The organism is Microbacterium sp. UNCCL10, from assembly GCF_000746195.1.
Taxonomy (GTDB): Bacteria; Actinomycetota; Actinomycetes; order Actinomycetales; family Microbacteriaceae; genus Microbacterium; species Microbacterium saccharophilum.
On record NZ_JQKT01000015.1, the window covers coordinates 15,004 to 31,664 of the forward strand.

Below are 16,661 nucleotides of genomic sequence, written 5' to 3' on the forward strand. Positions count from 1 at the left end.
GGGCTCAGTCTGCCGTGAGCCAGACCGCGGTGTCGGCGGGAAGGTGCGTGCCGTCGAACTCCTCGCTCGCGACGAGCAGCGTGCCGGCCGGCAGGTCGACCGGCTCGCTGCCGAGGTTGGCGATGACCGTGACGTCGCCGTTGCGGAACGCGACGACGTCGTCGCCGTGACCGTTCAGCCACTCCAGCGCGCCGGTGCCGAGTGCGTGGGCGCGGCGGGTCGCGAGCAGGCTCCGGTACAGCCACAGGGTCGAGTCGGGGTCGGCCTCCTGAACGGAGCGCGCGAGCGTCGCCCACTCCTCCGGCTGCGGCAGCCAGGACGCGCCGCTCGGGCTGAAGCCGTAGGCGGGGGCGTCGGCGACCCAGGGGATCGGCACACGGCAGCCGTCGCGGCCGTAGCGCTCGCCGTCCGTCCGGAACCAGGTCGGGTCCTGACGGGTCTCGTCCGGGAGGTGGATGACCTCCGGGAGGCCCAGCTCCTCGCCCTGGAAGAGGTACGCCGAGCCGGGCAGCGCCAGCATGATCGTCGTCGCGGCGCGGGCACGGCGCAGGCCCACCTCGGGGATCGGCTGGCCCGGGGAGTCCGGTCCGATGCCGTGACCCTGGGGGTTCTCCGCGGTCAGCGCGAGACGCGACGCGTGCCGCACGACGTCGTGGTTGGAGAGCACCCAGGTGGCCGGTGCGCCGACGGCGGGGAAGGCGCGCAGCGATTCCGAGATGACCTCGCGGAGCTCCGCGGCATCCCACCCGGTCATCAGGTACGGGAAGTTGAACGCCTGGTGCATCTCGTCGGGGCGCACCCACAGGGCCGTCCGGTCGACGGTCGGGAGCCACGCCTCGGCGCAGAGGGCCCGGTCGCCGTCGTACTCGGCGAGGACGCGGTTCCAGTCGCGGTAGATCTCGTGGACGCCGTCCTGGCCCCAGTACGGCACGTCCTCGTCGCCGCCGCCCATCGAATCCGCCGTGAGGGGGTCCGCGTCGACGGTCGGCAGGTGGTCGGGCAGGCCGTCGGTCTTGACCAGCCCGTGCGCCACGTCGACCCGGAACCCGTCGACGCCGCGGTCGAGCCAGAAGCGGAGGATGCGGCGGAACTCCTCCTGCACCTCGGGATTGGCCCAGTCGAAGTCGGGCTGCGACGTGTCGAAGAGGTGCAGGTACCACTGACCGTCCGGCACGCGCGTCCAGGCCGGGCCGCCGAAGACGGACTCCCAGTTGTTCGGGGGGAGCTCACCGTGCTCGCCCTGCCCGTCGCGGAACATGTAGCGGGCGCGGGCGGCGCTGCCCGGGGCCGCGGCGAGGGCCTCCTGGAACCAGGCGTGCTGGTCGGAGCTGTGGTTGGGGACGAGGTCCACGATGACGCGGATGCCGTGGGCGTGCGCGCGGGCGAGCATGTCGTCGAAGTCGGCCAGGGTGCCGAACAGCGGGTCGACGTCGCAGTAGTCGGCGACGTCGTAGCCGGCATCCTTCTGCGGGGAGCGGTAGAACGGGCTCAGCCAGACGGCGTCGACGCCGAGCGCGGCGAGGTCGTCGAGGTGCGCCGTGATGCCGGCCAGGTCCCCGATGCCGTCGCCGTCCGCGTCGGCGAACGAGCGGGGGTAGATCTGATAGATCACGGCGGTGCGCCACCACTCGGAGCCGGGCCGGCTCTCGCCGATGGGCTCGAGGGTCGAGGTGAGGGGAGAAGTCATGCGCGGAAGTCTACTGCAAGCGCTTGCAGCGGGCCGTGCCGTCCCCGGTGGGCCGCCGGCGGGAGCGTAAGCTCGGCGGGTGCCCTCCGATGCCCTCGCCCGCGCAGAATCCCTCATCGCCCTGACGCCCGATTTCCCGGAGCCCGGCATCCTCTTCCGCGACATCTCGCCGCTCCTGGCGGACGCCGCGGCGCTGCGCGCCGTCGTGGATGCGCTCATCGAGCCGTTCGCCGGCACCTTCGACGTCGTGGCCGGCGTCGAGGCGCGCGGCTTCCTGCTCGCGGGGGCCGTCGCCGTCGCGGCGGGCGTCGGCACCGTCCCGATCCGCAAGGCCGGCAAGCTGCCGCGTCCCGCGGCATCCGTCTCCTACGACCTCGAGTACGGGAAGGCCACGATCGAGATGGCCGCCGACCTCCCGGAGGGGACCCGCGTGCTGCTCGTCGACGACGTGCTGGCGACCGGAGGCACGCTGCGCGCCGGCCGCGCCGTGCTCGCCGAGCTCGGCTACGTGCTGGCCGGCACCGCCGTGCTGATGGAGCTCGAGGCGCTCGGCGGCCAGCAGGTCGCCGGTCCCGTGCACGCCGTCTTCCGCGTCTGACAGGCCGGACGGCCGCGCGGCGGGGGATGCCGGGTCCGCGTCCCTCCGGATGCGATACTCGACAGCGCAGCCTCCAGCGGCAGCGCACCCGACAGAAAGGCTCCCGTGGGAACCGCCACCGAACCTCTCGTTCACCTCACCTCGAACACGCTCGCCCGCATCCACGTGGCCGGGGAGGTCGACGAGGTCTTCGCTTCGACGGAAGAGGGGCTGCGCGGCCGCATCGTCGAGTCGATCCGGCAGCTCGCGGCGTCGGCCGGTGAGCCCGTGACGGCGATCGTCGTCGACGGCGACGTGCGCTGGCCGCTGATCGTCCACCCCGACGGCGCCTTCATCGAGGCCACGGCCCTGGCCGAGCGCGAGAACGGCGAGCCGGCCCCGGCGCCCCACCCCGTGCGCACCGGCGAGGTGCCCGTCGTCGCGGATGCTGCGGACAGCGCGGATGCTGCGGACAGCGCGGATGCTGCGAGCAGCGCGGATGCTGCGGTCAGCGCCGCCGAGCCCGCCGCGGTCGCCGACGAGCCCGCACCCGTCGCGGAGCCGGCACCCGTTGCGGAGCCGGGGCCCGGCGCGGAGCCCGCACCCGTGGCGATGCAGCCGGAGCCCGTCGCGGAGCCCGCGCCGGTCTCCGTGGCGGCGCAGCCGGAGCCCGCTCCCGTCGGACCCCTCCGCAGCGATCTGTCCCGCAGTGACCTCGCGCGTCGCGAGAGCGCGCACCGCGATCCCGCGCAGCGGGCGACGCCAACCGTCGAAGACCTGCTCAACTCCCGCGCCGACCGCGCGAAGCCACGGGCCACCGAGGGCTGGCAGGGTGCCGTGCGCCGCGCCACCGGCGGGGCGATCTCGCCGCGCCCCGGAAAGGCCGAGCAGTCGCGACTGGATCGCGAGCGCATCGTGCAGCGGCGCCTCGACGCACCCCGCACGATCGTCGTGCTCAACCCCAAGGGCGGCGCGCACAAGACCACCTCGACGCTGCTGCTGGCCGCGACCTTCGGCACGCAGCGCGGCGGCGCGACGCTCGCGTGGGACAACAACGAGACCCGGGGCACGCTCGGCTGGCGGGCGCAGAACGCTCCGCACCACCGCACCGCCGTCGACCTGCTCGAGGACCTCGACCGGTTCACGACACCCGACCAGTCCAGCCTCGCCGCCCTCGACACCTACGTCCGCACGCAGGTCGATGCCCGGTTCGATGTGCTGGCCTCCGACGAGGATGCCGCGGCATCCTCCACCATCGACGCCGCCGCCTTCGACCGGTTGCACGGGGTGCTCTCGCGCTACTACCGGCTGCTCATCATCGACACCGGCAACAACATGCGCGCGTCGAACTGGGTCGCCGCCGTCGCCGCGGCCGACCAGCTGGTGATCGTCTCGACCGTGCGCGAGGACACCGCCGCGAGCGCCGCGTGGCTGCTCGACGGGCTGCGCGAGAAGGGCTTCGACGACAAGATCGACGACGCCGTCACGATCCTCGCGGCCCCCTCGGCGAAGCCCGATCGCAAGCTCGCCGAGCGACTGGAGCGCCACTTCGCGCAGGTGACCTCCGCCGTCGTGCACGTGCCGTTCGACGCGGCCCTCGTCGACGGCGGACCGATCGACTTCGACGCCCTGTCGGGCGACACCCGCGACGCGTGGCTCACCGCCGCCGCCGCGATCGCCCAGCGGCTCTGACCCGCGACCCGCGTTCATCCGTCCCTCGGGGTCGCTTCCGCGCACGCGTAGCGGTACGACGGGCCGGATGAACGGATGCGGGCCGAGCACCGCCCGCGCCCCGCGGCTCAGACCGCGCGCAACCCGCCGCCGAGGTCGACGGGGGTGCCGTCGATGTTGCCCACGATCCCGCGGATGATGCCAACACCGTCGGCGCCGCGCAGGCTCTCGTACCAGGCCTCGGTGGCGTCCACGTCGAACGCGTGCGTCTCGTAGCCGCGCTTGCGCGCCCGCAGCACGAGGTCGCCCGCGCGCTCCGCGCGCATCTGCTCGTACCGCTTCAGGGTGTCTTCGACGCTCACGGTGTTCGTCGCGAACGCGATGCCGAGCGCGAAGGCATCCTCGAGCGCCGAGCACGCGCCCTGCCCGATGTCGGGCGCCGTGTTGTGCGCCGCATCGCCGAGGATCGCGACGCGCCCTTTCGCCCACGTCGAAAACGGCGTGATGTCCCAGATCTCGACGCGATTGAGGGATGCCTCGGGATCGATGGCATCCACCAGTGCCTGCACGCCGGGAGCCCACCCGTCGAACGCCGCACGCAGCGGTGCGACGCCGTCGGCGCGGTCGTACTCGAGCCCCGCCGGCTGCGGCACGTCGAACCAGAAGTAGAACCGGTCGCCCGCGACGGGCATGACCGCCGCGCGCTTGCCGTCGGCGACGTAGGTCGTCCACGCGGTGGCGCGGCCGACTGCGGCATCCGTCGGAATCAGCCCGTTGAAGTTGGTGTACCCGGAGTACTCGCGCACGATCTCGGGTGCGCCCTCGGGCTGCACGTAGTCGCGCGTGATCGAGCGAGCGCCGTCGGCGCCGATCAGCAGGTCGCCCGTGTCGGTCGTGCCGTCGGCGAACGTCACCGTGACCTTCGTGCCGTCATCGGCGATGCCGACCACCTGGCGCCCGAGGTGGATGCGATCCATGCCGACGCGTTCCATCAGCAGCGCTTGCAAGTCGGCGCGGGCGACGGGGTAGGGCTTCTGCCCTGCCATCGCCGTGACCGGGGCGAGCGAGAAGTCGCACATCGTCTCACCGGTGTGTCCCTCGAGGTAGACCATGTCGGCCATGTCGCCGCCGAGGGCGGCGACTTCGGCGCCGACGCCGAGCCAGTTGAGCACCTTGACGCCGTTGGACCACAGCGACAGCGCCGCGCCGACCGGCTTGTTCTCACGCATCCGGTCGTAGATGACGACCTCGTGTCCGAGTCGTGCGAGCGCGATCCCCGCGCTCGTCCCGCCGATGCCCGCGCCCACGATGATGACCTTCACATCCGCAGGCTACGGAGGCTGTGTCACCGTCAGGTTTCGTCGCGCTACCGGGGCGTTACGCCGTCACGACCCGCGATACGTCGAGTACGCGAACGGGCTCAGCAGCAACGGCACGTGGTAGTGCGGACGGTCTGCGACGGTGAACGCGACCGTCACCGACGGGTAGAAGGTCTCGACTCCCTGCGCCGCGAAGTACGGCCTGGTGTCGAACCTCAGCGAGTAGTCGCCCGGCTCCAGCACGTCCGGACCGAGCGCGAGCCGCCCGTCGGCGTCGGTCTGTCCCGACGCGACGGCGACGCCGTCGGGTCCCGCCAGGGTCACCGCGACGCCCGTCGCCGGCACACCCGCGGTCGCGTCGAGGATGTGGGTCGTCAGGTGGCTCATGTCAGTCCTCCAGGCTTGAGCGCAGGCGCAGCAGCGCGATCTGGCGCAGCTGATCGCGCGCCTCGGCGGCCTCCGCGGCGTCGTCGTTGCCCAGGCGGCGGCGCACTTCGGCGAGCATCTCTTCGGCACTGCGGCCCGCGGCGCGGATCAGGAACACGCGCCCGAACCGGGCCTCGTAGTCGGCGTTGGCCTGTGCCATGGCATCCGTCGCCGACACGGATGCCGTCGCCATCGCCGCCTGCTCGCGGGTGCTCGCTGCGGCTTCCGCCCCCGACCCCGCGGGCTTCTGCCCGATGCGCGGGTGGTGAGCGAGCGCGGCATCCAGGTCGGCGTCGCTCCAGCGTCGGGCAAGCGCGTCGGCGCGCGCGGCAGCCTCGTCGACCGAGGCGTACGGACGTGCTGCGACGACCGCGTCGACCCACGTGGGTACCGCCGCCCACACCGCGACCGTCGCCGTGGCCGTCTCGCGGTCGGTGGCGTTGAACTCGTCGAGTCTCATGCACCGACCGTATCGCCGCGGCGTTTCGGCCCCGTAACGTGCGCTCAGCGCCCCGGGTCGACGGTGTCGCGTCGGCTGTGGGCCTCGCGACCGCGATGGTGCGGATGGGGCTGAAGACGAGCAAGCGCAGCGAGTACGTGAGCCCGCCCCGCCTCGTCGCTGTGTGAGGCGCTGCCCCGCGGCCGGGGTCACGCGTGATCGCCTGCGCCGTGCACCAGGTCGGAGATCTCGCGCTTGTACGCGTTGAACGCGGGGGTCGTGACATCCCGCGGCTCGGGCAGGTCGATCGGCACGATGCGCGCGATGTGCCCGGGCACGCCGTGCGAGGCCCCACCGGTCATCACCACCACGCGGTCGGCGAGGAACACGGCCTCTTCGATCGAGTGCGTGACGAAGACGACGGTTGTGCGGGTCTCGAGGTGGATGCGCTTGAGCTCGGCCTGCAGGTCCGAGCGGGTCAGCGCATCCAGCGCGCCGAACGGCTCATCCATCAGCAGCACGCTCGGCTCGTTCGCGAGGACGCGGGCGATCGCGACCCGCTGCTGCATGCCGCCGGACAGCTCGCCCGGGTACCGGTCGGCGAAGCGGCTGAGCCCGACGGTCTCGGTGAACCGGTCCGCAAGCTCGCGCACACGTGCGCGCGGCAGGCGCCGCCGTTTCGGGCCGTAGGCGATGTTCTCGCGCACCGTGAGCCAGGGGAACAGCCCGTAGTCCTGGAAGACGACCCCGCGGTCCGGACCGGGGGCGGTCACGGGCCGCCCGCCGACGGTGACGCTGCCGCTCGTGGCGGGCTCGAATCCGGCGAGGATGCGCAGCACGGTGCTCTTGCCGCAGCCGGATGCGCCGACGACGGCGATGAACTCGCCCGCCGCGATGTCGATGTCGACGTCGGCGACGGCCTGCACGCCGGCCCATTCCGGACCGTAGCGCTTGCCGAGATCCTGCAGGACGACGTCGGCGGTGGTCAGATCGGTCATGTGCTGTGCTCCCGTCACTTCACCAGGGGGCGCCCGCGCGTGAGCAGGCGGAAGACTCCGACGAGGATGCGGTCGGAGAGGAAGCCGGCGAGGCCGATCACGATCATGCCGACGACGATCATGTCGGTGCGCACGACGTCGCGGGCGAGGATGATCGCAGAGCCGAGGCCGACGTTGACGCCGACGCTCTCGCCGAGCACGAGCACGACCCAGGCGAGCCCGAGCCCGACGCGCATTCCGTTGATGACGGCTGCCGCCGAGGCGGGCACGACGATCTGGCCGAGGATCTCCCACCGCCTGGCGCCGAGCATCTGCCCGGCCTCGATGAGCCGACCCGGGACCTCTTTGGATCCGCTGATCGCGCCGAGCACGATCGGGAAGAACGACGAGAGGGCGATCAGGAAGATCGTCGCCTGGTCGCCCCAGCCGATGAGGAGGCCGACGAGGGGCACCCACGCCGTCGCCGGAATCGGCCGGAACAGGTTGATGAACGGATCGAACATCGCGTCCATCTTGTAGTAGCGGCCCATCAGGATGCCGAGGGGGATGGCCAGCACCGACGCGATGAGGAAGCCGATGAGCACCCGCAGCGACGACGCCCCGAGGTTGACCCACAGGTCGCCGGAGAAGGCGTCGTCGTGGATGCCCCCGAATGCGTAGTCCCACAGCGACGCGACGACGTCGCCGGGGGCGGGCAGGTACCCCATCCGGATGCCGATGAGGGGAATCTCCCACGCCTGGTCGCGCCCGACCTGCCACAAGACGAGGAACAGGAACGGGATCGGGATCCCGAGGAGGATCCGCGTGAGGAGTGCGCGCTGATTGGGTCGTTGCGCGGGAGGGCGTCGGCGCACGGGTCGCGCCGTCGTCTGCGTGGCCATGCGGCCGCCCTTCTGGCGTGCGGGGGAGGCCGCAGCCGCCCCCGCACGCGCGATCACGAGGTGAAGGAGGTGTCCACGATGTCGTCGCCCGTGGGCGTCGTGGTGATGAGCCCGATCGAGGCCATCGCCTCGGCGAGGGCGGAGAGCTGTCCGACGTACTCGTCGGACAGATCCGAGCGCAGCCAGAAGTTCGCCAGCGCCGACGTGAACACGTCCTCGTCACCGCCGAACTCCTCGACCATGCCGGGCAGCCACTCCTCGATGTTGTCGGCCATGTAGGCGGTCGTCGCGGCGTGCGTGTCGACGACTTTCTGCACGAGCTCGGGGTTCTCCTCGATGAGCTTGCCGGTGGTGACCAGGCCGATGTTGACCTTGCCGATGGGCGTCGAGTACGGATCGACGACCTCGGTGCCGCCCGCGTTCTTCGCGATCGAGACGCCGATCTCGACGCCCATGAACGCGTCGATGTCGCCCGCGATGAACGCCGACGCCATCTCGGGCACGGGGATCACCGAGAGCTCGAAGTCCTCGGGGGTGAGGCCGGCCTCATCGATCAGCAGGCGGAGGGCGACCTCCTGGGCCGAACCCTGGACGATGCCGATCTTCTTGCCGACGAGCTCGTCGAGGCTCGACTCGCCGTTGCCGATGAAGCCGGATCCGCCGTCGGCGGCGCTCGCGATGATCTTGAGGTCGCGGCCCTGCGCGATGGAGGAGATCGTCGGGGTGACACCCGAGATGGCGAAGTCGATCGACCCCGACACGAGCGCGTCGGACAGGGCGGGCGTCGTGTCGAGCGTGACGACCTCGAACTTCACACCGTCGACGGCGTGGTCGTCGTAGAGGAACGGCTGGTAGAAGTGCGGCTGGCCGCGCAGGGTGCCGATCTTGACGGTGACGGTCTCGGCGGCATCCGACGACGCGGGTGTCGTGTCACCCGAGCTGCAGGCGGACAGGATGAGGACGGATGCCACGGCCAGCGCGGCGGCGATGCGAGGACGGAATCGTGCCATGTGAAGGACTCCCGGGTTCGGTCCGCCGTCGACACGGCCGACGGACGGTGCGAGGTACTGTGTGGCCCCAGTAAAGCGAGCGCGGTCGCGCTCGCCATGAAGGCGGTGTAACGGTTGTGTTAAGTCATGACTGAACACGCGCGGAGTCGGTCGCGCATACGATGGGTCGCGCACGAGGACCGGAGGATGCCGTGGAAGAGAGCCCCCTGCCCGCACAGATCGGTGCGCGACTGCGTCGGCTGCGGACGGCCTCGGGCCGCTCCCTCGCGTCGGTCGCACAGCAGCTCGGCATCTCGTCGAGCGCGCTGTCGCAGATCGAGACGGGCACGATGCGTCCCTCGGTCAACCGGCTCGTCGAGCTCGTCGCCGTGCTGGGCGCTCCCGTGTCGGCGATCTTCGATGATCTCGATCTGTTCGCACCCGACCTCGATCACGCCGCAGGTGACGTCGCCGAGCCCGTCCCGGGGGTCCTCGTCACGCAACCGGGCGAGGCTGCCCCCGCACAGCTGGACCAGGGCGTCGTCTACCGGCGGCTGTCGCCGGCGCCTCTTCCCGGCGTGGACTTCTTCGAGTCGATCTACCCGCCTGGCTCCGCGTCGAGCGCCGACGGTGCGATGCTCGTGCATGACGGCCTCGAGTCGGGCTACGTGCGCTCGGGCGAGCTCACGTTCGAGTTCACGGAAGGCGCCGTGCGGCTCGGCGCAGGGGGGTCGCTCTCGTTCGCCGCGTCGCGGCCGCACCGCGTCGTCAATCAGACGGCGGAGGTGGCCTCGGCGATCTGGCTGACGATCCTCCCGGCGTGCGGCGTCTGAACCCCGCGGCGTTTCACACGCCCGTTACGTGGGGGTAATCGCTCGCGTCACGTTAAGCAATAGCTTTAGAAGCGTGAAGACCGGTGAAGTGCAGGTGGATGCCGCGGAGCTCGTGATCCGTGCGGAGCGCGCGTGGATCGACGGTGCGTTCCGCCCGGCCGAGGTCGTCGTGCGCGGCGGCGTCATCGCGGACGTCCGGGTGCCCCACGGTGCCCCGCGCGGCGCCGTCGAAGTGCCCGAGGACGCGGCCCTCGTCCCCGGTCTCGTCGACTCGCACGTGCACGTCAACGAACCCGGCCGCACCGAATGGGAGGGCTTCCGGTCGGCGACCCTCGCCGCGGCCGCGGGCGGCGTCACGACCCTCGTCGACATGCCGCTCAACTCGATCCCGCCGACGACGACGACCGAGGCCCTCGAGATCAAGCGGGCGGCGGCCGCGGCATCCGCCTATGTCGACATCGGGTTCTGGGGCGGCGCCGTCCCCGAGAACCTCGGTGCGCTCGGGCCGGTCCACGACGCCGGGGTGTACGGGTTCAAGTGCTTCCTCGCACCGAGCGGCGTCGACGAGTTCGGCCACCTCGATCGCGCCCAGCTCGACCGGGCGATGGCCGAGGTCGCGTCGATCGGCTCGCGCCTGATCGTCCATGCGGAAGACCCCGACCTCCTTTCCGGTGACGGGTCGCTCGGGCGCGGCTACGCCGCCTTCCTCGCGTCGCGCCCGCCGGCGAGCGAGGAGGCCGCGATCGACGCCGTCATCGCCGCCGCGCGGCGTCACGGCGCACGCGCCCACATCCTGCACTTGAGCGACGCCCGGGCTCTGCCCGCGATCGCCGCGGCGAAGGCCGACGGGGTCGACCTCACCGTCGAGACCTGCCCGCACTACCTGACGATCACCGCCGAGGAGATCCCCGACGGCGCGAGCGAGTTCAAGTGCTGCCCGCCGATCCGCGAAGCAGGCAATCAGGACCTGTTGTGGCAGGGCATCCTCCACGGAACGATCGACGCGATCGTGAGCGACCACTCGCCCTCCACCGTCGACCTCAAGCGCTCGGGGAACGGCGACTTCGGTCTCGCGTGGGGCGGCATCGCCGGCCTGCAGGTGGGGCTCTCGGCCGTCTGGACCGAGGCGCGCCGCCGCGGCATCCCGCTCGACACCCTCCTGCCGCTGTTCACGACCGGTCCCGCGCGCGTCGCGGGGCTGACGGGCGTCGGCGAGATCGTCGTCGGCGCGCCCGCGCACCTCGCGGTGTTCGGCCTCGACGACACCCTGCGCATCGAGGCGCGCGCCCTGCAGCACCGCAACCCCATCTCGGCCTACGACGGCAAGGTCCTCACCGGACGCGTGCGCCGCACGTGGCTGCGCGGGCAGAGTGTGTACGACGCGAGCGAAGGCGGCGCCGGCGAGGCGCCGTGGCTGAGGCGCTCACCGGCGGGCCGCCTCCTGTCGAGAGGAACGGCGTGAGCGAGATCCTGCAGCCCGGAGTCGGGCCCATCCCCGGCGACCACTACGTCGCCGCGTCGCCGCAGACGGTGCTGTGGGGGAGGTTGCCGTGCGAGACGGATGCCCCGGTGCTGGCCGTTCCGGCCGGGGCGACCGTCACGTTCGACACCGTCAGCCACGAAGGCATCCTGCCTGATCAGGGGCAGGATCCGTTCGCCTACTTCACGGGACACGGGGTCGCGCCCGAGGCCGTGCTCACCGACGCGATCGAGATCGCGGCATCCGTCCCCCGCGACGCCGCCGCGGACGGGCCGCACGTCGTCACGGGTCCCGTCTTCGTTGAGGGAGCCGAGCCCGGCGACCTGCTCAAGATCACGGTCGTCGATCTCGCACCGCGCGTGCCGTACGGCGTCATCTCGAACCGGCACGGCAAGGGGGCCCTGCCCGGCACGCTGCCGCGCGGCCCCGAGAACGTCAGCGTCTTCACGCCGGTGGCCGGCGGCGCGGGACGCCTGCCGCTCGTCGAGGGTGGCGAGCGCGTCGTGGGCTTTCCGCTCGCGCCGTTCCTCGGCACGATGGGCGTCGCCGTAGCGGGTCCGGAGCGCCCGCACTCGGTGCCCCCCGGGTCGCACGGCGGCAACATCGACATCAACCTTCTCGTGGAGGGCACGGTCCTGTACCTGCCCGTGCAGGTGCCGGGCGCCCTCGCCTACGTCGGCGACCCGCACTTCGCGCAGGGCGACGGCGAAGTAGCCCTGACGGCGCTCGAGGCATCCCTGCGCGCGACGCTGCGCTTCGAGGTCGTGCCGCGCGCCGAGGCGCTCGCCGCCTTCGGCGAGATCACCGGCCCCCTCGTGCGGACGGGCGAGTACCTCGTGCCGACGGGCCTCGACCCCGACCTCAACGAGGCGATGCGCAAGGCCGTGCGCGCGGCGCTCGACCTGCTCGCGGGCCGGTACGGCATGGCCGAGCACCTCGCCTACGCGTACCTGTCGGCGGCCACCGACTTCGACATCTCGCAGGTCGTCGACATCGTGTGCGGCGTGCACGCCCGCATCCGCGAGGCCGACTTCGCCGGCGTCGAGACGGCGGGTGACGCGTGAGCGCGGCGCATAACTCAGGCTGTTCGGGGCTCAAGCCGGGGTTTCGACGTCCGCGGGCGGGGTTCTGCCTGAGTTGTGCGCCCGCGTCGGCGGAGAGGGGTGACGCATGACCGAGATCCCCGCCGACCTGCGCGCGGCTTTCGACGCGTACGAGGCCGCGATCCTCGCGAACGACATCGATGCGCTGGATGCCGCGTTCGCGCCCGGCGCCGAAACGATGCGCGGCGACGGTGCGGGCCTGCTCGTCGGGCACGACACGATCAGCGCGTTCCGCGGCGTGCGCGGCGGGGTTCCGCCCCGGACGATCGAGCGCATCGAGTACCGCCCGCTGGCAGACGACGTCGCGCTGCTCGTGTCGGTCTCGCGCTTCCGCGGTGGTGGCACGGGACTGCAGACGCAGGTCTGGGAGCGCCTCGACGGGCGCTGGCTCATCACGGCCGCCCACGTCACGCCGCGCGCGCAGGCGCTCGACCGGTCGGTCTGGCGATCGGTCGGTGACCCGCTGTTCCAGGGCGCGTGGGAGGGCCCGCTCGAAGGCCTCACCGTCGCCGTCAAGGACCTCTTCGCGATCAAGGGCTACCGCATCGGCGCGGGCAACCCCACCTACCTCGACTCGGCGCGCGCCGAGACGACGACGGCTCCCGCCGTCGCCGACCTGCTCCGCGGCGGCGCGTCGCTGCGCGGCATCGCCCGCACCGACGAGTTCGCGTACTCGATCGCGGGCGACAACGCGCACTACGGCACCCCGCCCAACGGAGCCCTCCCGGGGGCCCTGCCCGGCGGCTCGTCGAGCGGACCGGCGACCGCCGTCGCGACGGGCCAGGCCGACATCGGCCTCGCGACCGACACCGCCGGATCCGTGCGCGTGCCCGCGTCGTACCAGGGGCTGTGGGGTCTGCGCACGACGCACGGCCTCGTGCCGCGGCAGGGCCTACTCCCGCTCGCGCAGAGCTTCGACACCGTCGGCTGGCTCACGCGCGACGGCGCGACCCTGCAGCGCGTCGCGGACTGGTGCCTCAGCTACGACGGGTCGGACTCGACCGAGTCGGTCTTCGGTGAGTCCGGCGCCGACCTGCCGTGGCGCTTCGTCATCCCGGCCGAGGCGCTGGATGCCGCAGATGCCGCCACGCGCGCCGCGTTCGAGGCCTTCGTCGCGGCATCCGCTCTGCCGGTCGAGACCGCCTCGATCGGCGACCTCGACGACTACCTCGTGCCGTTCCGCACGGTGCAGGGCGCGGAGGCCTGGCGCAACAACGGCGACTGGCTGCGCGCGCACCCGGGCGCCACGGGACCGGCCGTCGCCGAGCGGTTCCGTGCGGCCGCCGCCGTCACGGCCGCCGACGAGGCCGCAGCCCGCACCGCCATCGCCCCGTTGCGCGCGCGGCTGATCGACCTCGTGACGGATGCCGTCCTGATCCTGCCGACCGCGCCCGGCCCTGCCCCCGCGCGCACGGCCGGCGGCGCGGGCATCGACGCCGTGCGCCAGGCGACGCTGCGGCTCACGACCCCCGCCGCCGTCGCCGGGTTGCCCGCCCTGTCGGTGCCGCTGCTCACGGTCGCCTCGCCCCTCGGCCCCGCACCCGTCGGCGTCTGCCTCGTCGCGCGCGCCGGAACTGACATCGCCCTCGTGCGCCAGGGCCTCGCCCTGCACGCCCTCACCACCGGAACGGAAGCACCATGACCACCGTCATCCCCGGCCCCGCTATCCCCGGCCCTGCGATCCCCGGCCCGGTGGACCCGCCCGCACGCCTGCTGATGGGCCCTGGCCCCATCTCGGCCTACCCCAGCGTCCTGCGCGCGATGTCGGCACCGCTCGTCGGGCAGTACGACCCGTTCATGACGACCGCGATGGCCGAGACGCAGGAACTCTACCGACGCGTCTGGAACACCGCGAACGACGCGACCCTGCTCATCGACGGAACGAGCCGCGCCGGCATCGAGGCCGCCATCGTCTCGCTCGTGCGACCCGGCGATCGTGTGCTCGTGCCCGTTTTCGGGCGGTTCGGGCACCTGCTCGCCGAGATCGCCGAGCGCGCGCAGGCCGAGGTGCACACGATCGAGACTGAATGGGGGCAGGTGTTCCCGGCATCCGTCATCGAAGAGGCGATCATCCGCGTGAAGCCGACGCTGCTCGCCCTCGTGCAGGGCGACACCTCGACCACGATGAACCAGCCGCTCGAGGACATCGGCTCGATCTGCGCCCGCCATGGGGTCCTGTTCTACTCCGACGCGACCGCGTCGCTCGGCGGCAACGCGTTCGATGCGGATGCGTGGGGACTGGATGCCGCGACCGCCGGCCTGCAGAAGTGTCTCGGTGGGCCGTCGGGCTCGTCGCCGATCACGCTGTCTGAGCGCGCCGTCGACGTCATCCGCTCGCGCGGGCGTGTCGAAGCGGGCATCCGCGAGGCGGGCGACGTCGCGGCATCCGACTTCGTGCTCTCGAACTACTTCGACCTCGGCATGATCCTCGACTACTGGGGGCCGCGGCGGCTCAACCACCACACCGAGGCGACGAGCATGCTGTACGCGGCGCGCGAGTGCGCGCGCGTGCTGCTGCTCGAGGGGCGTGACGACGTCATCGCCCGGCACGAGCTCGCCGGCCGCGCGATGCTCGCGGGCGTGCGGGGCCTCGGCCTCGGCGTCTTCGGCGACGTCGCGCACAAGATGAACAACGTCGTCGCCGTCGAGATCCCCGAGGGCGTGCCGGGGGATGCCGCGCGTTCGGCCCTGCTGGAGGACTTCGGCATCGAGATCGGCACCTCGTTCGGACCCCTGCACGGACGCGTCTGGCGCGTCGGGACGATGGGCTACAACGCCCGCAAGGACGCCGTGCTCACGACGCTCGCGGCGCTCGAGGCCGTGTTGCGGCGGTTCGGGGCATCCGTGCCCGCGGGCGGCGGTGTCGAGGCCGCCGCTGACGTCTACGCGGGGGCCGCGTGAGCGCTGCGCCTCGCCTGCTCACCGCGTCGCCGGATGCCGTCGCGGCAGCAGCGCGCCGCGTCATGGCGCGCTGCGACGAGCTCGCCCGCGTCACCGCGACGCCCGGGCGCATCGAGCGCGTCTACCTCTCGCCCGAGCACGCCCGCGTCAACCGTCTCGCCGCCGAGTGGATGCGCGAGGTCGGCATGCGCACGTGGCAGGATGCCGCCGGCAACCAGGTCGGGCGGATCGAGGCGGCCGGTGGTCGAGTGCCGTCGCGCAGCGACGGTGTATCGAGACCATCCGACACCCCCGCACTGCTGCTCGGATCGCACCTCGACACCGTCATCGACGCGGGCCGGTTCGACGGCATCGCGGGCGTGCTCATCGCGCTTGAGGTCGTGCGGCTGCTGCGGGTTCCGACCGACACCGGCTGGGCCGTGCCGCTGCCGTTCCCGATCGAGGTCGTCGCCTTCTCGGACGAAGAGGGCACCCGGTTCGGCAAGGCGCTGCTGGGTTCGTCGGCTGTCGCCGGTTCGTGGAACGACGCGTGGTGGACGCTGACGGATGCCGACGGCGTGAGCCTGCGGCAGGCGTTCCTCGAGTTCGGTCTCGACCCCGCGCGGATCGGAGAGGCGGCCCGCCGCCCCGATGAGCTCGTCGCGTACCTCGAGGCCCACATCGAGCAGGGCCCCGCGCTCGACCGCGCCGGCGAACCCCTCGCAGTCGTGTCATCGATCGCGTCGGCACGCCGGTTCCAGCTCGTCGTCGAGGGTGAGGCGCGGCACGCCGGCGGCACCCCCTACGACATGCGCCGCGATGCCCTGCTGGGCGCAAGCGAAGCGGCACTCGCCGTCGAGCGCGTCTGCGCGGCGGAGCACCACATCATCGGCACGGTGGGCCGGTTCGAGGCCTTTCCCGGCGCCGTCAACGTGATCCCCGGCGAGGTGCGGTTCTCGCTCGATCTGCGCGGCGAGTTCGACGGCGAACGCGACCGCGTGTGGGACGTGCTCTCGCGCGACCTCGACGAGATCATGGGCCGCCGCGGACTGCGCTGGTCAGCCCGCGAGGTGCACAGCGCCCCGGCGGTGTTCTGCGCGCCCCTGCTGCAGGATGTCGTGGCCGCCGGCATCCGTGCAACCCTGCCCGTGCGCTCCGACGCGGCGCCCGTGCTGTTCAGCCCGGCCGGCCACGACGGCATGGCGCTCGGTGCGATCACCGACGTGGGGATGCTGTTCCTGCGCAATCCCGACGGCATCAGCCATCACCCCGACGAATTCGTGTCGGCGGGCGATGTGGCTTACGGCATCCGCGCCCTCGCCGAGTCGATCCTGCACCTCGCCGCCGAGCCGCGCTGACCCTCCGCGCTGCGCTGACC

The 16,661-nt window shown here is 72.3% G+C and carries 16 protein-coding genes; 9 read left to right on the forward strand and 7 right to left on the reverse strand.

What is annotated here, in order from left to right; translation table 11 throughout:
- Positions 1 to 4 precede the first annotated feature (4 nt).
- Positions 5 to 1,687, reverse strand: coding sequence for a glycoside hydrolase family 13 protein (locus BR85_RS13485; protein ID WP_028497139.1), 1,683 nt, complete (start codon positions 1,685 to 1,687; stop codon positions 5 to 7).
- 79 nt (positions 1,688 to 1,766) lie between these two features.
- Here BR85_RS13485 and BR85_RS13490 point away from each other — a divergent pair, with 79 nt between their 5' ends.
- Both BR85_RS13490 and BR85_RS13495 read left to right on the forward strand, forming a co-directional pair.
- Positions 1,767 to 2,285 (forward strand): adenine phosphoribosyltransferase, encoded by a 519-nt coding sequence (locus BR85_RS13490; RefSeq protein WP_028497140.1) that lies wholly within the window; start codon positions 1,767 to 1,769, stop codon positions 2,283 to 2,285.
- 105 nt (positions 2,286 to 2,390) lie between these two features.
- Positions 2,391 to 3,956 carry a chromosome partitioning protein gene (locus tag BR85_RS13495; RefSeq protein WP_028497141.1) on the forward strand — a complete coding sequence of 522 codons (1,566 nt, stop codon included), beginning with the start codon at positions 2,391 to 2,393 and terminating at the stop codon, positions 3,954 to 3,956.
- Between the two features lie 107 nt (positions 3,957 to 4,063).
- Here the strand turns inward: BR85_RS13495 and hpxO are convergent, their stop codons facing one another.
- From hpxO to uraD, 3 genes are all read right to left on the reverse strand, one after another.
- Positions 4,064 to 5,257 carry an FAD-dependent urate hydroxylase HpxO gene (hpxO, locus tag BR85_RS13500; RefSeq protein ID WP_028497142.1) on the reverse strand — a complete coding sequence of 398 codons (1,194 nt, stop codon included), beginning with the start codon at positions 5,255 to 5,257 and terminating at the stop codon, positions 4,064 to 4,066.
- A gap of 63 nt (positions 5,258 to 5,320) precedes the next feature.
- Complete coding sequence (gene uraH / locus BR85_RS13505; protein ID WP_028497143.1) at positions 5,321 to 5,641, reverse strand: hydroxyisourate hydrolase; 321 nt, start codon at positions 5,639 to 5,641, stop codon at positions 5,321 to 5,323.
- 1 nt (position 5,642) lies between these two features.
- Positions 5,643 to 6,140, reverse strand: a complete 498-nt coding sequence (uraD, locus tag BR85_RS13510; protein WP_028497144.1) for a 2-oxo-4-hydroxy-4-carboxy-5-ureidoimidazoline decarboxylase — start codon at positions 6,138 to 6,140, stop codon at positions 5,643 to 5,645.
- 38 nt (positions 6,141 to 6,178) lie between these two features.
- Between uraD and BR85_RS15815 the strand changes: the two genes are divergently transcribed.
- A complete protein-coding gene (locus BR85_RS15815) occupies positions 6,179 to 6,307 on the forward strand; it encodes a hypothetical protein (RefSeq protein ID WP_261798687.1) in 129 nt (42 codons plus the stop codon).
- A 21-nt stretch (positions 6,308 to 6,328) separates the two neighbouring features.
- On the opposite strand, the gene BR85_RS13515 is transcribed toward BR85_RS15815, so the two are convergent.
- Genes BR85_RS13515 through BR85_RS13525 form a run of 3 tightly spaced genes read right to left on the reverse strand, consistent with a single transcriptional unit; the run spans position 6,329 to position 9,008 of the window.
- The gene (locus BR85_RS13515) at positions 6,329 to 7,117 is read right to left on the reverse strand and encodes an ABC transporter ATP-binding protein (RefSeq protein ID WP_028497145.1); all 789 of its coding nucleotides are present in this window, start codon (positions 7,115 to 7,117) and stop codon (positions 6,329 to 6,331) included.
- Positions 7,118 to 7,131: 14 nt separating this feature from the next.
- Positions 7,132 to 7,998 (reverse strand): ABC transporter permease, encoded by an 867-nt coding sequence (locus BR85_RS13520; protein ID WP_051526407.1) that lies wholly within the window; start codon positions 7,996 to 7,998, stop codon positions 7,132 to 7,134.
- A 53-nt stretch (positions 7,999 to 8,051) separates the two neighbouring features.
- Positions 8,052 to 9,008 carry an ABC transporter substrate-binding protein gene (locus BR85_RS13525; RefSeq protein WP_028497146.1) on the reverse strand — a complete coding sequence of 319 codons (957 nt, stop codon included), beginning with the start codon at positions 9,006 to 9,008 and terminating at the stop codon, positions 8,052 to 8,054.
- A gap of 191 nt (positions 9,009 to 9,199) precedes the next feature.
- Between BR85_RS13525 and BR85_RS13530 the strand changes: the two genes are divergently transcribed.
- The 6 genes from BR85_RS13530 to BR85_RS13555 all read left to right on the forward strand — a co-directional run bounded on the left by BR85_RS13530 (position 9,200) and on the right by BR85_RS13555 (position 16,641).
- Positions 9,200 to 9,820: a helix-turn-helix domain-containing protein gene (locus BR85_RS13530; protein WP_036273144.1), complete on the forward strand. Its 621-nt coding sequence runs from the start codon at positions 9,200 to 9,202 to the stop codon at positions 9,818 to 9,820.
- 88 nt (positions 9,821 to 9,908) lie between these two features.
- A complete protein-coding gene (gene allB / locus BR85_RS13535; RefSeq protein WP_197018636.1) occupies positions 9,909 to 11,282 on the forward strand; it encodes an allantoinase AllB in 1,374 nt (457 codons plus the stop codon).
- Positions 11,279 to 12,364 carry an acetamidase/formamidase family protein gene (locus BR85_RS13540; protein ID WP_028497148.1) on the forward strand — a complete coding sequence of 362 codons (1,086 nt, stop codon included), beginning with the start codon at positions 11,279 to 11,281 and terminating at the stop codon, positions 12,362 to 12,364. Before allB ends, BR85_RS13540 begins: the two co-directional genes overlap by 4 nt.
- A 106-nt stretch (positions 12,365 to 12,470) precedes the next feature.
- On the forward strand, positions 12,471 to 14,045 hold the full coding sequence (locus BR85_RS13545) for an AtzH-like domain-containing protein (RefSeq protein ID WP_028497149.1): 1,575 nt from the start codon (positions 12,471 to 12,473) through the stop codon (positions 14,043 to 14,045).
- Complete coding sequence (locus BR85_RS13550; RefSeq protein ID WP_051526401.1) at positions 14,042 to 15,304, forward strand: pyridoxal-phosphate-dependent aminotransferase family protein; 1,263 nt, start codon at positions 14,042 to 14,044, stop codon at positions 15,302 to 15,304. Before BR85_RS13545 ends, BR85_RS13550 begins: the two co-directional genes overlap by 4 nt.
- Entirely contained in the window at positions 15,301 to 16,641 is a 1,341-nt protein-coding gene (locus BR85_RS13555; RefSeq protein ID WP_028497151.1) for a Zn-dependent hydrolase, read from the forward strand. Before BR85_RS13550 ends, BR85_RS13555 begins: the two co-directional genes overlap by 4 nt.
- Positions 16,642 to 16,661: the final 20 nt, after the last annotated feature.

Excerpts from the sequence above, each read along its gene's own strand:
- BR85_RS13545 (WP_028497149.1), top strand. The coding sequence starts at position 12,471 with ATGACCGAGATCCCCGCCGACCTGCGCGCGGCTTTCGACGCGTACGAG.
- BR85_RS13520 (WP_051526407.1), bottom strand. The coding sequence starts at position 7,998 with ATGGCCACGCAGACGACGGCGCGACCCGTGCGCCGACGCCCTCCCGCG.
- uraD (WP_028497144.1), bottom strand. The coding sequence starts at position 6,140 with ATGAGACTCGACGAGTTCAACGCCACCGACCGCGAGACGGCCACGGCG.
- BR85_RS13485 (WP_028497139.1), bottom strand. The coding sequence starts at position 1,687 with ATGACTTCTCCCCTCACCTCGACCCTCGAGCCCATCGGCGAGAGCCGG.
- uraH (WP_028497143.1), bottom strand. The coding sequence starts at position 5,641 with ATGAGCCACCTGACGACCCACATCCTCGACGCGACCGCGGGTGTGCCG.
- BR85_RS13515 (WP_028497145.1), bottom strand. The coding sequence starts at position 7,117 with ATGACCGATCTGACCACCGCCGACGTCGTCCTGCAGGATCTCGGCAAG.
- BR85_RS13550 (WP_051526401.1), top strand. The coding sequence starts at position 14,042 with ATGACCACCGTCATCCCCGGCCCCGCTATCCCCGGCCCTGCGATCCCC.
- BR85_RS13525 (WP_028497146.1), bottom strand. The coding sequence starts at position 9,008 with ATGGCACGATTCCGTCCTCGCATCGCCGCCGCGCTGGCCGTGGCATCC.